The sequence below is a fragment of the Actinomadura soli genome (genome assembly GCF_005889715.1).
Lineage (GTDB): Bacteria > Actinomycetota > Actinomycetes > Streptosporangiales > Streptosporangiaceae > Spirillospora > Spirillospora soli.
This window is the reverse complement of record NZ_VCKW01000211.1, coordinates 1-14706: the sequence shown is the minus strand read 5'-3', so window position 1 is coordinate 14706 and position 14706 is coordinate 1. Positions and strand designations below refer to the sequence as shown.

At 77.9% G+C, this 14706-nt stretch carries 14 protein-coding genes; 11 read left to right on the top strand and 3 right to left on the bottom strand.

What is annotated here, in order from left to right; genetic code table 11:
• Positions 1-166: 166 nt before the first annotated feature.
• Positions 167-1153: a LysR family transcriptional regulator gene (locus ETD83_RS30980; protein ID WP_138648756.1), complete on the bottom strand. Its 987-nt coding sequence runs from the start codon at positions 1151-1153 to the stop codon at positions 167-169.
• Between the two features lie 84 nt (positions 1154-1237).
• Here ETD83_RS30980 and ETD83_RS30975 point away from each other — a divergent pair, with 84 nt between their 5' ends.
• From ETD83_RS30975 to ETD83_RS30935, 9 genes are all read left to right on the top strand, one after another.
• Positions 1238-2317 (top strand): aminotransferase class V-fold PLP-dependent enzyme, encoded by a 1080-nt coding sequence (locus ETD83_RS30975; RefSeq protein ID WP_138648755.1) that lies wholly within the window; start codon positions 1238-1240, stop codon positions 2315-2317.
• Positions 2318-2440: 123 nt separating this feature from the next.
• Entirely contained in the window at positions 2441-3493 is a 1053-nt protein-coding gene (locus tag ETD83_RS30970) for an NAD-dependent epimerase/dehydratase family protein (protein WP_138648754.1), read from the top strand.
• 37 nt (positions 3494-3530) lie between these two features.
• Positions 3531-4211, top strand: coding sequence for a glycosyltransferase family 2 protein (locus tag ETD83_RS30965; RefSeq protein WP_205717982.1), 681 nt, complete (start codon positions 3531-3533; stop codon positions 4209-4211).
• Positions 4208-4864, top strand: coding sequence for a TIGR04282 family arsenosugar biosynthesis glycosyltransferase (locus tag ETD83_RS30960; RefSeq protein ID WP_138648753.1), 657 nt, complete (start codon positions 4208-4210; stop codon positions 4862-4864). The genes ETD83_RS30965 and ETD83_RS30960 overlap by 4 nt, the downstream gene beginning before the upstream one ends.
• Positions 4861-5478: a class I SAM-dependent methyltransferase gene (locus tag ETD83_RS30955; protein WP_138648752.1), complete on the top strand. Its 618-nt coding sequence runs from the start codon at positions 4861-4863 to the stop codon at positions 5476-5478. Before ETD83_RS30960 ends, ETD83_RS30955 begins: the two co-directional genes overlap by 4 nt.
• A complete protein-coding gene (locus ETD83_RS30950) occupies positions 5454-6638 on the top strand; it encodes a molybdopterin-dependent oxidoreductase (RefSeq protein WP_138648751.1) in 1185 nt (394 codons plus the stop codon). The genes ETD83_RS30955 and ETD83_RS30950 overlap by 25 nt, the downstream gene beginning before the upstream one ends.
• Positions 6639-6679: 41 nt before the next feature.
• On the top strand, positions 6680-7090 hold the full coding sequence (locus ETD83_RS30945) for a hypothetical protein (protein ID WP_138648750.1): 411 nt from the start codon (positions 6680-6682) through the stop codon (positions 7088-7090).
• The gene (locus ETD83_RS42905; RefSeq protein WP_171064529.1) at positions 7087-8460 is read left to right on the top strand and encodes a hypothetical protein; all 1374 of its coding nucleotides are present in this window, start codon (positions 7087-7089) and stop codon (positions 8458-8460) included. Before ETD83_RS30945 ends, ETD83_RS42905 begins: the two co-directional genes overlap by 4 nt.
• A gap of 68 nt (positions 8461-8528) precedes the next feature.
• The gene (locus ETD83_RS30935; protein WP_138648749.1) at positions 8529-9182 is read left to right on the top strand and encodes a DUF6058 family natural product biosynthesis protein; all 654 of its coding nucleotides are present in this window, start codon (positions 8529-8531) and stop codon (positions 9180-9182) included.
• A gap of 241 nt (positions 9183-9423) precedes the next feature.
• Here ETD83_RS30935 and ETD83_RS43965 read toward each other — a convergent pair whose 3' ends face one another.
• Both ETD83_RS43965 and ETD83_RS30925 read right to left on the bottom strand, forming a co-directional pair.
• Positions 9424-10353 (bottom strand): SgcJ/EcaC family oxidoreductase, encoded by a 930-nt coding sequence (locus ETD83_RS43965; protein ID WP_205717981.1) that lies wholly within the window; start codon positions 10351-10353, stop codon positions 9424-9426.
• A gap of 117 nt (positions 10354-10470) precedes the next feature.
• Positions 10471-11532, bottom strand: a complete 1062-nt coding sequence (locus ETD83_RS30925; protein ID WP_138648748.1) for a 3-oxoacyl-ACP synthase III family protein — start codon at positions 11530-11532, stop codon at positions 10471-10473.
• 236 nt (positions 11533-11768) lie between these two features.
• Here ETD83_RS30925 and ETD83_RS30920 point away from each other — a divergent pair, with 236 nt between their 5' ends.
• Positions 11769-12800 (top strand): ACP S-malonyltransferase, encoded by a 1032-nt coding sequence (locus ETD83_RS30920; RefSeq protein ID WP_138648747.1) that lies wholly within the window; start codon positions 11769-11771, stop codon positions 12798-12800.
• Positions 12801-12915: 115 nt separating this feature from the next.
• Positions 12916-14706, top strand: a 1791-nt coding sequence (locus tag ETD83_RS30915; RefSeq protein WP_138648746.1) for an acyl-CoA dehydrogenase family protein, incomplete at its 3' end; no start/stop codon positions are given.

The following is a 14706-nucleotide window of genomic DNA, read 5'->3' as shown; positions in this document are numbered from 1 at the left end:
CCCGGCCCCCGGCGGACGCGGATGGGAAGACGGGCCCGTAACGCTGGAGCCGGTACCGCCCCGGCGCCGGTGGACGAACGCGCACGGCGCGGGGCCGTAGGGAGCCCGAGCCGAAGCCGGGCGCGCCGACACCGAACCGGGCGGACGGGTGCTCGCGGCCGTCGCGCTACAGGGCCCGTCCCTGCGGTCCGGTGGCGACAGGGGCACCGGCCTGCGCCGCCGGGCCTGGATCCGACCCGCCGGGCGGGTGCGATGGGCCGGGGCGTGCGGCGGCGACGGCGGTCAGCTCCTCCAGCAGCGCCGCGACCGCGGGCGGGCGCGGACCGGCCGGGACCAGCGCGGTGATCCGGCGGCGGCCCAGGCCGGGCACGCCGGGCGCCGCGACGCCCGGCTCGGCGTGCAGCCCGAGCGCCAGCGCCGGGAGCGTGGTGACCGCCAGCCCCCGCGCGACCAGCCGCTGGATCGCGACGTGGTCCTCGGTGGTGTAGGCGATGTCGGGGACGAACCCCGCCTGCCCGCACGCCCACCGCAGGTGGTCGCGGCACCGCGCGCACCCCGACGCCCACCTCTCGCCCGCCAGGTCCGCCAGCCGCGGCTCCGCGGCCGCCGCGAGCGGGTGCGCGGCCGGGACCAGCAGGCGCAGCGGGTCCTCGCACAGCGCCACCTCGCGCAGGCGCGCATCGGTGTCGGGCGGCAGGAACGCGTGCCGGAACACGACCGCGACGTCGGTGTCGCCCGCGCGCAGCAGCGCGAGGGCCTGCGGCGGCTCGGCGTCCACCAGCGTGACCGACACGCCCGGCGCGCGGGCCCGCAGCCCGGCCAGCGCGTCGGGCAGCAGCGCCCCGGCCGCGGTCGGGAACGCCGCGACCCGCACCCGCCCCGCGCGCAGCCCCGCGATCGCGGCGATCCGCTCCTCGGCGTCGTCCATCCGGGCCAGGACGTCCTCGACGTGCTCGACCAGGACCCGGCCCGCCTCGGTCAGCCGCACACCGCGGCCGTGCCGCACCACCAGCGGCGTGCCGACCTCGGCCTCCAGCCGCGCGATGTGGTGCGACACCGCCGGCTGGGTGTAGGCGAGGGACCGCGCGGCGGCGGTCATCGAGCCGAGCCGTGCCACCTCGCGCAGGATCCGGCCCCGGTGCAGGTCCAGCATCCCCGCAACATATCAACGCCGTTTATGGGTGGCCAAGAGAACCGTACTTTGTGCTATGGGCGGGTGGTGGCCGACCATCGGTGCATGAGCCTTTCCATCCGGGACGCGCAGCGCGAGTTCGGCGCCGGGGTCGCCTACCTCAACACCGCCACCTACGGGCTGCCGCCGCGCGCGGCGCACGAGGCGATGCTCGCCGCCGAGCGCGACCGCGCCGCCGGGCTGATGGAGGCCGGGGCGCTGGACGCGGCGGTCACCCGGTCCCGGGAGGCGTTCGCCGGCCTGCTCGGCGTGCCCGCCGGGCGGGTCGCGTGCGGGCCGCAGGTGTCCTACTTCGTCGGGCTGGTCGCCGCGTCGCTGCCCCCCGGCGCGAGCGTCCTGGTCGCAGACGGGGACTTCACCTCGCTGCTGTGGCCGTTCGCCGCGCGCGACGGGCTGACCGTCAGGTCCGTCCCGCTGGAGCGGATCGCCGAGGAGGTCCGGCCCGGCGACGACCTGGTCGCGGTGTCGGCGGTGCAGTCCGCCGACGGGCGCATCGCCCCCCTGGACGACCTGATCGGCGCCGCCCGCGCGCACGGCGCCCGGATCCTGCTGGACGCCACCCAGGCCGCCGGCTGGCTGCCGCTGCCCGCCGGCCGAGTCGACTGGCTGGTGTGCGGCGGCTACAAATGGCTGCTCGGCCCCCGCGGCACCTGCTTCCTCACCGGCACCCCCGAGGCGCTGGACGCGCTGCCCGCCATCAGCGCCGGCTGGTACGCCGGAGCCGACATCTGGGACTCGGTGTACGGGCTCCCGGCGCGGCTCGCGGCAGGCGCGCGGCGCCTGGACCTGTCCCCGGCGTGGCAGTGCTGGGCCGGGCACGCCCCCGCGCTGGAGCTCCTCGGCCGCGTCGGCGTCCAGGCGATCCGCGACCACGACGTGGCGCTGGCGCGCCGGTTCCGCGCCGCGCTCGGCCTGCCGCCCGCCGGGCCCGGCGGGGAGTCAGCGATCGTGGCGGTCGCCGTCCCGGACGGCGCCGCCGAGACGCTCCGCGCCGGCGGGGTGATCGCCTCGGTGCGGGCGGGACGGCTGCGCTGCTCGTTCCACCTCACCACCACCGAGGCCGACGCCGACAAGGCCGCAGAGCTCCTCGCCCCGCTCCTGGACCGCCGCGCCCCCGGACGCTGACACCGCTCGGCGGAGCCGCCTCCGGCGGAGCCCTTCGCTGAAGTTCTTACAAGGTTCGAACAAGGCGTCTTGACGGGCGCCGTCCCGCGCGTGGCCGGGCCCGGCGCGCCCTACGTTCGTCGCATGAACGTACTGCTCACCGGGTCGGCCGGTTTCATCGGCTCGCACATCGGCGAGGCCCTGGCCGCCGCGGGGCACCGCGTCCGCGGGCTGGACCTGCGCCCCGGCGCGCTCGGCGGCCCGGCCGCCGACGTCCGCGACGCCGCCGCGGTGGCGCGCCGGCTGGACGGCGTGGACGCCGTCTGCCACCAGGCCGCCAAGGTCGGCCTCGGCGTGGACGTGTCCGACCTGCCCGCCTACACCTCCGCGAACGTGCAGGGCACCGCCGTGCTGCTGGCGGAGATGGCCCGCGCGGGCGTGGGCGTGCTGGTGCTGGCGTCCTCGATGGTGGTGTACGGGGAGGGCGCCTACACCTGCGGGCGGCACGGGCCCGTCCGGCCCGGGCCCCGCCCGGAGGAGGCGCTGCGCGCGGGACGGTTCGAGCCCGCCTGCCCCGCCTGCGGCCTCGCCTTGGACCCCGCCGCCGTCGGTGAGGACACCCCGCCCGACCCGCGCAACGTCTACGCCGACACCAAGCTCGCCCAGGAGCACCTGGCCGCGTCGTGGGCGCGGGCGACCGGCGGGACGGTCACGGCGCTGCGCTACCACAACGTGTACGGGCCGCGGATGCCGCGCGACACCCCCTACGCGGGCGTCGCGGCGCTCTTCCGGTCGCGGCTGGAGGACGGGCGGGCGCCGCTGGTGTTCGAGGACGGCGGGCAGCGCCGCGACTTCGTCCACGTCCGCGACGTCGCCCGCGCCAACGTCCTGGCCCTGGAACGCGCCGCCGCCGGGCCGCCGCCGACCGGGCCCGGCGGGGTCGATGCCTCCTGCGGCGGGACGCGTGCCTACAACATCGCCAGCGGCGAGCCCCGCACCGTCGGCGACATGGCCGCCGCGCTGTCGGCCGCGTTCGGCGGGCCCGCGCCGCACGTCACCGGCGGTTACCGGCTCGGCGACGTCCGCCACATCGTCGCCCGCCCCGACCGGGCCCGCCGCGAGCTGGGCTTCTGCGCCGCGGTCGCGTTCGCCGACGGGATGGAGGAGTTCGCCCGGCGGCGCGTCACCAGTTCGTAAGGGTCGCCTAGCCGTCACCGAGAGTAACGTCAGGGTTGTGATCGATGTGGTTCTCCCGTGCCTCAACGAGGCCGAGGCGCTGCCCTGGGTGCTGTCCCGGATGCCCCGCGGGTTCCGCCCGCTGGTGGTCGACAACGCCTCCACCGACGACTCCGCGCGCGTCGCCGCGGACCACGGCGCGCGCGTCGTCGACGCGCCGGACCGCGGCTTCGGCGCCGCCTGCCACCAGGGGCTGCTGGCCGCCCGCACCGACGTCGTGTGCGTCATGGACGCCGACGCGTCCCTGGACCCGGCCGAGCTGCCGCGCCTGACCGCCGCGCTCGACGCCCTCCAGACCGGCGACCCGCCGGGGCCGGTCCCTGGGCTGGTGCTGGGGCGGCGGCGTCCGGCGGGACGGGGCGCGTGGCCGCCGCACGCCCGGCTCGGCAACGCCGTCCTGGCCCGGACCCTGAACCGCCGCGCGGGCACCCGCCTGCGCGACCTCGGGCCGATGCGCGCCGCCCGCCGCGACGCGCTCCTCGACCTCGGGCTCACCGACCGCCGGTTCGGATACCCGCTGGAGATGGTGCTGCGCGCCGCCGGCGCCGGGTGGCGGATCGGCGAGATCGACGTCGCCTACCGCCCCCGCACCGGCGCCTCGAAGGTGACCGGGACGCTCGGCGGCACCGTCCGCGCCGTCCGCGACATGCGCCGCGTCCTCGCGGAGGTCTCACCATGACCGGCCCACCGCACGCGGACGCCGATCTGATCGTGATCGCCAAGGAGCCCGTGCCCGGACGCGTCAAGACCCGGCTGACACCCGCGTACACGCCCGCCGAGGCCGCAGCGCTCGCCGAGGCGGCACTGCGCGACACCCTCGCCGCCGTCGCCGCCGCCCCCGCCGGGCGCCGCACCCTCGCGCTGGACGGCGCGCCCGGCCGCTGGCTGCCCGCCGGGTTCACCGTCACCGCGCAGCGCGGCGGCGGCCTGGACGAGCGCCTGGCCGCCGCGTTCACCGACGCCTGGGACGGCCGCCCGCTGGTGCTGATCGGGATGGACACCCCGCAGGTCACCCCCGCGCTGCTCGCCCGCGCCGGACGGGCGCTGCGGCGGCGCGGCGCGGTGTTCGGACCGGCCTGCGACGGCGGGTTCTGGCTGCTCGGGCTGCGGCGCCCCGACCCCGCGCTGCTGCGCGGCGTCCCGATGTCGCGGCCCGGCACCGGCGCGGCGCAGCTGGCGCGGCTGCGCGCCGCCGGGCTGGACGTCGCGGCGCTGCCCGAGCTCACCGACGTCGACACCCCCGCCGACGCCGCGGCCGTCGCCACCGCCGCCCCGGGGACCCGGTTCGCCGCGGCGGTGCGGGAGCTCGGCGTCAGGACCGTCCCGGCATGATCGGCGAACTGTACGAGGACGCGCTGCGGGGCCGCGGGCCCGTCGAGATCGAGCACGCCGACGGGCGGCGCCGGCCGCTGCCCGTCCAGGACTGGCTCGCGGCCCGGCCCGGCGACGGCGGGCTGCTGGACCGCTGCGAAGGCGCCACCCTGGACGTCGGGTCCGGGCCCGGCCGCCTCACCGTGGCGCTGGCGCGGCGCGGCGTCCCGGTGCTGGGCATCGACGTGGCCCCCGCCGCGGTCGCGCTGACCGTCGCGGCGGGCGGCCCGGCGCTGTGCCGGGACGTGTTCGGCCGCGTCCCCGGCGCCGGGCGCTGGCGGACCGTCCTGCTCGCCGACGGCAACATCGGCATCGGCGGCGACCCCGCCGCGCTGCTGCGCCGCGTCCTGGCGCTGCCGGCGCCCGGCGGGCGGGTCCTGGCGGAGGTCGACCCGCCCGGCGCCGCCTCCCGCGTCGAGCCGCTGCGGCTGCGGTCGGACCGCGCCGTCGGCGAGTGGTTCGCCTGGGCGCACGTGTCGGCCGACGCCGCCGCCGGGCTCGCCGCGGCGTGCGCGGCGACCGTCACCGACGTGTGGGAGGAGGCTGGCCGATGGTTCGTCGCCCTCCGCCCCTGACCAGGCCCCTGACCACGGCTCTGACCGTGCTGCTCGCCGCGTTGCGCGCGGCGCCTTCGCGGCTGGCGGGGCGCTTCACCAGCCGCCTGCACGACGAGCGGGTCGCGGCGTGGCTGGGCATGGCGCTGGGCGTCAGCCTGCTGTCGGCGTTCGCGACCGGGCTGATCTCCCACTTCATGCAGCACCCGCCCGGCTGGATGCGGTGGCCGTCGCGCCCGGTGAACCTGTACCGGGTCACCCAGGGCGTCCACGTCATCGGCGGGCTGGCGACCGTGCCGCTGCTGCTGGCCAAGCTGTGGACGGTCTACCCGAAGCTGTGGCAGTGGCCGCCGGTCCGCTCCGCGCCGCACGGGGCGCGGCGGCTGCTGGTGTTCGTCCTGGTCGGCGCGGCGCTGTTCCAGTTCGTGACCGGGGTGCTGAACATCGCGTACTGGTATGCGTTCCCGTTCCTGTTCACCACCGCGCACTACTGGACCGCCTACATCGTCATCGGCGCGGTGCTGATCCACGCCGCCGACGAGTGGCCGAAGGTGCGGCGCACGGTGATGACCCGCCCGCAGGACGCCGTCGGGCGCCGCGCGTTCCTGCTCACCGTCGCCGGCGCGAGCGGCGTGATCACCGCCGTCACGGTGGGGGAGGCGTTCTCGCCGCTGGCGCGGCTGGCGGTGCTCGCGCCGCGCCGCCCCGGCACCGGGCCGCAGGGCCTGCCGGTCAACAAGTCCGCGGCCGCCGCCGGGGTGAGCGCCGCCGCCCGCGACCCCGGGTGGCGGCTGACGGTGACCGGGCGGGTCCGCCGCGACGTCGTGCTGACCCTGGACGGCCTGCGCGCCCTGCCGCAGCACTCGGCACGCCTGCCGATCGCGTGCGTGGAGGGGTGGAGCGCCGACGCCGACTGGCGGGGCGTGCGGCTGCGGGACCTGCTCGCCCTGGCCGGCGCCGACGACGCCGCGCGGGTGCGGGTCGAGTCGCTGCAGACCTTCGGGCTCTACCGCACCTCCCGCCTCGACCCCGGGCACTGGCACGACCCGCTCACCCTCCTCGCCCTCGACCTCAACGGCGACCCCCTCGACCTCGACCACGGCCACCCGTGCCGCCTGATCGCGCCGAACCGGCCCGGGGTCCTGCAGACCAAATGGGTGCACCGGCTGGTGGTCCTGTGAAGCGCGGCCCAGAGATAGGTGGTCCGGGGAAAGGCGGTCCGGTGAAGATCGCCGTGTTCGGGGCGGGGCTGGCGCTGATCGCGATCGGCGTGCGCGGCGTCGTCGCCAACGTCGACGCGGTGGTGTGGCTGGCGTGGTTCGCGGGCGCGGCGGTCCTGCACGACGGCGTGCTGGTCCCGCTGGTGCTGGCGGCGGGCCTGGCGACCGGGCGGCTGCCCGCCCCGGCGCGCCAGGCCGTGCGGGCCGGGCTGATCGCCGCGGGCTGCGTGTGCGCGGTCGCGCTGCCGCTCGTCCTCGGTTACGGGCGCCGCGCGGACGAGCCGTCCCGGCTGCCGCTGCCCTACGGACGCAACCTCGCGATCGTCCTGGCGCTGATCACCGTCGCGACGGCGGTGACCGTCGCGGTCCGCGTGCGCACGGCCCGGCGGGCGCGGCGCGAGGGGCGGGCGTGACCCTCACCGGCGCCCGCGAACACGCCACCGCCACCTCGCGCGGCGGCCGGGACTCGTGGCGGGGGCGCGCCGCCGTCGCGGTGTGGGCCGCCGGGATCGCGGCGGCGTTCGCGATCGGCTGGTACCTGCGCCGCGCCGGGCTGGCCACCGAGGACCCGCTGCCCCCGCTGCACGCCCGGGCCCGCGCGTGGCCGCTGACCTGGCAGCTCCTGCCCGCCGCCGCGACCGCCGCCGCCGCGGTGGCGGTACTGCCGGTACTGGCGGCCCGGCTGCCGTGGCGGGCCCTGCTTCCCGCCGCGTGGGCGATCGCCGCGGCGTGGACGGTCGCGCTCGCCGCCGCCGACGGCTGGGACGCGCTGGCCCGCCCCCTGGACGCGCCGACCGAGTACCCGGCGGGCCTGGCGCAGCTGCGGCCCGACCCCCTGACCTGGCTGGACACCTTCACCGAGCGGCTCGGCGGCTACACCACGCACGTGCGGGGGCATCCGCCGCTGCCGGTGCTCGTGCTGTGGGCGCTGGAGGAGGCGGGGCTCGGCGGCACCGGCTGGGCGGCGGCGTTCGTCGTCGCGGCGGGCACGTCCGCGGCCGCCGCGATCGCGGTGACGGTGCGGGCCGTGGCCGGTGAGCGGGCGGCGCGGGCGGCGGTGCCGTTCCTGGTCCTGGCCCCGCTGGCGCTGTGGACCGCGACCGCAATGGACGCGTTCTTCCTGGCCGTGGGCGCGTGGGGCACAGCATTGCTCGCGGCCGCCGCCCGCCGGAGGGGCGCGCGGGCGGCCGGCGCGGCGGCGGGCGGCGGGGTGCTGCTGGGCTGCCTGCCCTACCTGAGCTACGGGCTGCTGCCGCTGTTCGCGGTGCCGCTGGCGGTGCTGGCGCTGACCCGTCCGCGCGCGGGCGCGATCGCCGCCGCCGCGGCGGGGCTGGCGGTGGCACCGGCGGTGTTCACGTGGCTGGGGTTCTGGTGGCCGGACGGCGTGCGCGCCACGATGGACAGCTACCTGATCAGCCGCGGGTCCGCGCAGCGCTCCTACGCCTACTTCGCCGCCGCGAACCTGGCGGTGCTGGGGCTGCTGACCGGCCCCGCCGCCGCGCACGCGCTGCCGCGCGCCGCGGGCGCCCTGCGCCACGCGGCCGCCGCCCGCGCCGCGGGCCCGGCGGCCGCCGTCGCGGCGCTGGCCGGGGCGGCGCTGCTGGGCGTGCTCGTCCTGGACGCCTCCGGCGTCACCCGGGGCGAGGTCGAGCGGATCTGGGTGCCGTTCGCCGCGTGGGTCACCGTCGCCGCGGCGCTGCACCGGCCCCCGGCCCGTGCGTGGCTGGCGGCGCAGGCGGCGACGGCGCTGGCCGTCCAGGCGCTGGTCCTGTCCCCCTGGTGACCCCCGGCCCGCGCCCGGCGGCGATGTTTCGGCGCCCGCCGAAACGACCCGGGGCTAGCGTCGGCGGCATGGACGACGGCCCTGCCCCGAAGACCCTGAAGGCGCGCCTGGCCGAGCGGTTCCGCGAGGTCAACGGCGACCACCCGATGTCGGCCGCCGACGACGCCTACGCCACCGCCTGGTACGCCGACCTGGAGGCGGTGGCCCGCGCCGCCGGCCGCGACCCCGGCGGCGTCCGCCGGATGATGCTGGACGGGCGGCTCCCGCTGCCGTCCTACCTGCGCTCCGACGGCACCGAGATGGTCCCGCCGGACCTGTTCGCCCTCGCCGGCCGGGCCGGCGGCGTCGACGCGCTGCACGGCTGGTTCGTCGCTCAGTGGGACGACCCCGCCGCCGGGCAGGAGGAATGGGCCGCCTACCTCAGCGGCCAGTACGTGTGCCTGCGGACGGTGACGCCGAGCACGATCCAGCGCAAGGGCGCCCTCGTCACCGCGATCACCGCCATGACCACCGCCGCGCCCGCCGGCCCGGACGCGGGCACGCCCGCGTGGGCGCGGCGGCTGCACGCCCTGGTCGACGAGCTGGACGCCCTGGAGCCGCCGTTCACCGCCTACGACCGGCTGCGGTTCGGCGGACCGGTCTCCCGCGAGGTCTGCATCGACGCCGTCCGCGCCCGCCACCCCCGCACACCCGGCGACGTCACCGCCCCTGACCTGCACTGACACCGTGGTGTTCGCCGCCGTCGCCTGGGACCGTCGCGCCGAGTCCCGCCGGGCACTGCGGTCGGCGCGCCGCCTGCTCGGGCACTGACCTTCCGGGGCCGGCCGTCAGCCGACCTCGCGCACCACGACGGCGGACGACCCGGGCCCGGCCACGGCCCGGGTCGTCCGCCGTCACACGTCGCCCATAGGGTCGTTCACGAGGGCGGGGGTTCCTGCGCGACCAGGGCGCGCAGTTCGGCGGTCAGCGCGGCGGCGTCGTCCGGGCGCCCGTGGTAGGCGGCCGGGGTGTTCTGGAAGAGCGCGACGCGCGCCATTCGCCCATGAGCTGCGCCGCGGTGACGGTCTGCACCGCGTTGGCGTCGGCGTTGACGTCCGAGCTACCGGGCGGGACCATCCCGGCGACGGCGTGCAGCACCGCGGCGCCGGGGCCGACCAGCCGCACGTCGCGGACCGCGGCGACGTAGCGGGCGGTGGGATGGCCGGTGAAGATCTCCTCCATCCGCGCGGCGATCTCCTCGCGGCCGGTGTGCACGCTGCCGTCGAACCCGACCGAGACGCCGTCGTCGCGGAACGGGGCGGCGAACGCGCGGCCGTCGCGGGCGTTCCAGCCGTCCAGGATCGCCCGGTACAGGCCGCGGACGGCGTCCAGCGCGCCGAGCCGGGCGGCGTAGCGGTCGTGGTGGACCTGCCAGCGCCCGGTGGTCCAGTTCGCCCAGTCGACGCGGGCGCCGCCGAGGGCCTCGTCGAGGTAGTCCAGGTGCAGGTGCCAGCCCGCCATGGTCTGGACGAGGTACTCGCCCGGCAGCCGGACATCGCTGGTGAACACCAGATGCGTCCCTCCGGGTACGGGGGACAGCTCCCAGCGGAGCCGGCCGTGCAGGTCGGAGTCCAGCTCCAGCAGCCGCGGCGGGTCGAACGCGGTGACGGTGCCCCGCGCCACGGCCTGCTCGGCGGGGTCGGCGGCGTTGAGCCAGCGCAGCTCGAACGTGCCGCCGGGGGCGGGTTCCAGGTCGGCGTCGGCGAGCCACGCCGACAGCTCGGCGGGGTCGGTCAGTGCCCGCCAGACCCGCTCGGGCGGGTGCCGCAGGCGGCGTTCGAACCGCAGCAGGGTGCGCCCGTCGCGGTGGGTGGCCGTGCCGTCCGTGCCGTCCGCGGTGCCGTCGGTGTTCATGTGCCGCCCTGCCTTCCCCGGTCGCGGTCCTGCCCGGCCGTGCGGGCGGCGCGCCCGCACGGCTCACACCACCGAACATAACTCCTTCCGCATATAACTTGCAAGGCATGAAAAGGGTCAGGGGGACGGCGGCCAGGTGATGAGGGTGTGCCCCCAGGTGACCCCGGCGCCGAACCCGGCGAGCAGGACCAGGTCCCCGGGCGCGATCCGGCGCGTCCGGACGGCCCGGTGCAGGGCGTAGGGGAGGCTGGCGGCGCCGATGTTGCCGACGTCGTGCCCGGCGATCGCCAGCTGCGCCTCCTCCAGCCCGGCCGCGGCGGCCAGCGAGGCGACCAGCCGCGGGTTGGGCTGGTGCGGGACGACCAGCGCCAGGTCCGCGGGCTTGATCCCGGCGGCCTCGGACGCCTCGTCCACCAGCCGCGGGAAGATCTCGCCGATGAAGTCGCGGACGGCCCGCGCGTCCATGTGGATGGTGTGGCCGAGCCCCCCCACGGTGGCCTGGCTGGCGGGGGAGCGGCTGCCGCCCGCGGGGATGAGCACGTCGCCGGCGCGGGTGCCGTCGGACCCGAGCGTGACCGGGCCGATCCCGTACGGGGCGGCGGCGGGCCCGATCACGGCGGCCGCGGCGCCGTCCCCGAACAGCGCGGCGGTGGCCCGGTCGGTGCCGTTGAGGAAGCGGGAGTACACCTCCACGCCGATGACCAGCGCGTACGGCGCGGGGCCGCGCTGGGCGCCGAGCCAGCCGACCGCGGCCTGCAGCCCGTAGACGAATCCGGTGCAGGCGGCGGCGATGTCGAACGCGGCGGCGCGCGGCGCGTCCAGCAGCGCCTGCACGCGGCAGGCGGTGGACGGGCCGAGCTCGTCGGGGGTGGAGGTGCCGAGCACGATCAGGCCGACGTCGCCGGCGGCCACGCCCGCCGCGCGCAGCGCGCGGCCGGCGGCGGCCGCGGCCAGGTCGGAGGCGGCCTGCCCGGGCGCGGCGACGTGCCGGTGCCGGATGCCGGTGCGCCGCTCGATCCAGGACGGGTCCAGGCCCAGCGCGCGGGACACCTCCTCGCTGCCCACCCGCCGGTCGGGCAGATATGCGCCGGTGCCCCATATCGACCATCCCGTTTTCCCGTCGTCAGGCCGTCCGAAATGGGTCCGGTAATGGTGCGGCTGCTGCTCGGACCGGATCATCGTTCGCTCCCCTCGACCGGCGTCACCGCCGGTGGTCACTGGTCGGCCCGGCCTGCCGGGCCGCCGGCCCGCCCCCCGCCGCCGCGGGCGCGTGACGTGCGCACACCACTGACGGTTGCCAGACCGATCCCACGAGTGAATAATCCCATTTCAGGGTCTGTGTTCCATAACTGTGAGTTAAGCGGCCGTTATCCGAATAGAGAAGAGAGCCTTCCTTCGAGGTAAGGAGACCCCCGGTGTTCTCTGATCCCCAACCGGCCGAGGAGCTCAAGCCCGACGACGCGTGCGCCTTCCTGTTCGCCGGCACCGGCTCGGCGGGCGCCCCCGACCTGCCGGCGCTCGCCCGGACCGGACGCGGCGCCGCGCGCGCCGTCACCGACGTGCTGGACGCCGTCCAGGAGGGCCTGCCGCGCACCCGGTGGCCGTCGCTGCGCGCGATCCTGCTGGAGGACCCCGCGGCGTACCGGGCGGCGGCGCGCACGCCCGGCGTCGCGCAGCTGGCCGGGTACGCCGCGTCCGTCGCCGTCGACCGGGTGCTGCGCACCGCCGGCGTCCAGCCCGCCTACGCGGTCGGGCAGAGCTTCGGGGAGATCGCCGCGCTGGTCGGCGCGGGCGCGTTCGCGATCGCCGACGGCGCCCGCATGGCCGTCAGCCTCGTCGGGGTGCTCGCGCGCCGCGGCCGCGGCGGCGGCATGGGACTGCTGGAGGACGGCGAGGACGGCGCCCGCGCCGCCATCCGGGCGGCCGCCGAGCCGCAGGTCGTGGTCGCGTCGGTGAACGCGCCGTCGGCGACCGTCGTCGCCGGGCCGGACGGCGCCCTGGAACGCGTCCTGGACACCGCCCGCGGCCGGGGGGTGCGGGCCGTGCGGCTCGCCGTCCCCTACCTGTCGCACCACCCCGCGATGGCCGGCGCCGACGACGAGTGGTACACCATGATCCGCCGCTACCCGCAGCGCCCGCTGGAGCTGCCGGTGCACTCCCCGGTCCGGGGCCGCGCCTACCGCGACGGCGACGACCTGCACCGCGCGCTGGCCGACTGCATCGTCAAGCCCGTGCGGCTGCCGCAGGCGCTGCGCGCCGTCCACGCGGCCGGCGCGACCGTGTTCGCCGAGGCGGGCGCCGGGAACGCGCTGTGCCGCTGCACGCGGCTGACCATCCCCGGCGCGCGGACCCTGACACCGCTGCGCGAGCGCCCCCACGACGGCGGCCGCGGCGCCGGTGAAGGCGCCAGGCGCGGCGGCAAGGCCGATCCCACCGCCCGCCCCTGACGGCACGACCGATCCCGCTCCACGCAGACACCTCCCGACGGACACCTTCCGAGCACCCCCTGCCACACCGCCGCGACACCCCCCTGCGAACGGACCGAGGAAAGGATCGACCGCCGTGGAACCCCTCACCGCCGCCGTCCCCGACGAGGGCCTGCTCGGCTTCGTGCGCGGCACGTCCCTGGACCCCAAGACCCGGACCCGGATCGCCGAGGCCGTCCCCGACGAGTTCTTCACCTACCCCGGCGGGCTCACCGCCCGCGACCACCAGGCGCTCACCTACCGGCGGCTGCGGCGGGCGGGCCTGTCCGCGCCGCCCGCGGCCGAGCTGCTGGACGACCCGCCGGCACTGTGCGCGCTGCTGGAGCGCGCCGCCATCGCCGACCCGGCCCTGTTCCACGTGATGCTGCTGCACTACACCCTGGCGCTCGGCCCGATCCTGCGGTTCGGCGCCGGGCAGCTCAGCGGCGAAGCCGACCCGGGACTGCGGGAGGCGCGCGACGCGCTCGCGTCCATGGACTCCTTCGGGACGCTGCTGATGACCGAGGTGGGCCGCAGCAACAGCCACCTGTCGCCGCGCACCATCGCCCGCCACGACCCGGCGACGGGCGGGTTCGTGCTGAGCACCCCGGACGTGCAGGCCGCCAAGTTCCCCACCAGCACCGCGCACCCGCACGTCCCCAAGACCGCCGCCGTCTACGCCACCCTCGTGCACGGCGGCGCCGAGCGCGGCGTGTTCGTGTTCGTCGTGCCGCTGCGGGGGCCCGACGGCGCGGTCGCGCCGGGCGTCCGGGTCGTGGACGCGCCGGAGACGACCGGGCTGCAGGTCGACTACGCCGCCGTCCTGCTGGACGACCTGCCGGTGCCGCACGGGGCGTGGCTGCGCGACGGCGCGTCCATCGGCGCCGACGGGTCCTTGCACGACCCGGCCGGGACGCCGGCGGCGCGGCTGACCCGCTCGATGGGCATCGCCCCGGCGGTGTGGCGGGCGGTGATCTCCGCGTCGGCCGCGATCACCCGCGCGTCGGCGGGGACGCTGCTGGCGCATTCGGCGGGCCGCGCCACCCTCGGGCGGCTGGCCCCGCGCCGTCCGCTGACCGACTACCGCAACCAGCAGGAGGCGGTGCTGGGCGCGCTGGCGGCCGGGTACGCGCTCACCGCCGTCGCCGAGCACGTCAAGACCGCCCGCACCGCCGCCGACGCCCCCGGCGGCACGGCGGGCGGGCCGGAGACGGCGTGGGCGCCGTGGTCGGCGGTCGACCGGGACCTGGCGCTGCTGAAGGCCGCCGCGACCGTCCAGGCGCAGGAGACGGTGTCGGCGTGCCGGGTGCACAGCGGCGCGCCCGGGTTCGCCGCCGTCGAACGCCTCAACGCCTACCGGGGCCTGGCGCACGCCTACATGAACGCCGGCGGCGACAACGAGCTGATCCTCTACGACACCGCCCGCGCGATGGCCGACCTGGACCGCTACACCCCGCCCGACCCCGGCGCGGGCCCGCCCGACGGCGGCGACCTGCGCTCCCCGCGCGTGTGGCTGTTCCTGGCCCGCGACACCGAGCGGCGGATGCGCGACCGGCTCGCCGCCCGGGTCACCGCCGCCCGCGACGGCGGCGCCGACCCGTTCGCCGCGTGGAACGCCAACCTCACCCTGGCGGCCCGGACCGCCGCCGGCTGCGCCGACCGGATCGTCCTGGAGATCGTCGCCGCCGCGGCCGAGTCGGGGCCGGGGGAGCTGCGGCCCGTGCTGGGCCTGCACGCCCTGAACCTGCTGGAGCGCCGCGCCGCCGACCTGCTCAACGAGGGCGCGGCGCCGCCGGGGTTCCTGGACGAGGTCTGGGCGGCGCGGCGCCGGGACTGCGACGAGCTGGCGCCCCGCGCGGGCGCGCTGGCCGCCGCGTTCGAGCCTGTC

Coding starts and splice junctions, on each gene's coding strand:
- ETD83_RS30960 (WP_138648753.1), top strand. CDS start 4,208: ATGACCGGCCCACCGCACGCGGACGCCGATCTGATCGTGATCGCCAAG.
- ETD83_RS30970 (WP_138648754.1), top strand. CDS start 2,441: ATGAACGTACTGCTCACCGGGTCGGCCGGTTTCATCGGCTCGCACATC.
- ETD83_RS43965 (WP_205717981.1), bottom strand. CDS start 10,353: ATGAACACCGACGGCACCGCGGACGGCACGGACGGCACGGCCACCCAC.
- ETD83_RS30935 (WP_138648749.1), top strand. CDS start 8,529: ATGGACGACGGCCCTGCCCCGAAGACCCTGAAGGCGCGCCTGGCCGAG.
- ETD83_RS30980 (WP_138648756.1), bottom strand. CDS start 1,153: ATGCTGGACCTGCACCGGGGCCGGATCCTGCGCGAGGTGGCACGGCTC.
- ETD83_RS30955 (WP_138648752.1), top strand. CDS start 4,861: ATGATCGGCGAACTGTACGAGGACGCGCTGCGGGGCCGCGGGCCCGTC.
- ETD83_RS30950 (WP_138648751.1), top strand. CDS start 5,454: ATGGTTCGTCGCCCTCCGCCCCTGACCAGGCCCCTGACCACGGCTCTG.
- ETD83_RS30975 (WP_138648755.1), top strand. CDS start 1,238: ATGAGCCTTTCCATCCGGGACGCGCAGCGCGAGTTCGGCGCCGGGGTC.
- ETD83_RS30925 (WP_138648748.1), bottom strand. CDS start 11,532: ATGATCCGGTCCGAGCAGCAGCCGCACCATTACCGGACCCATTTCGGA.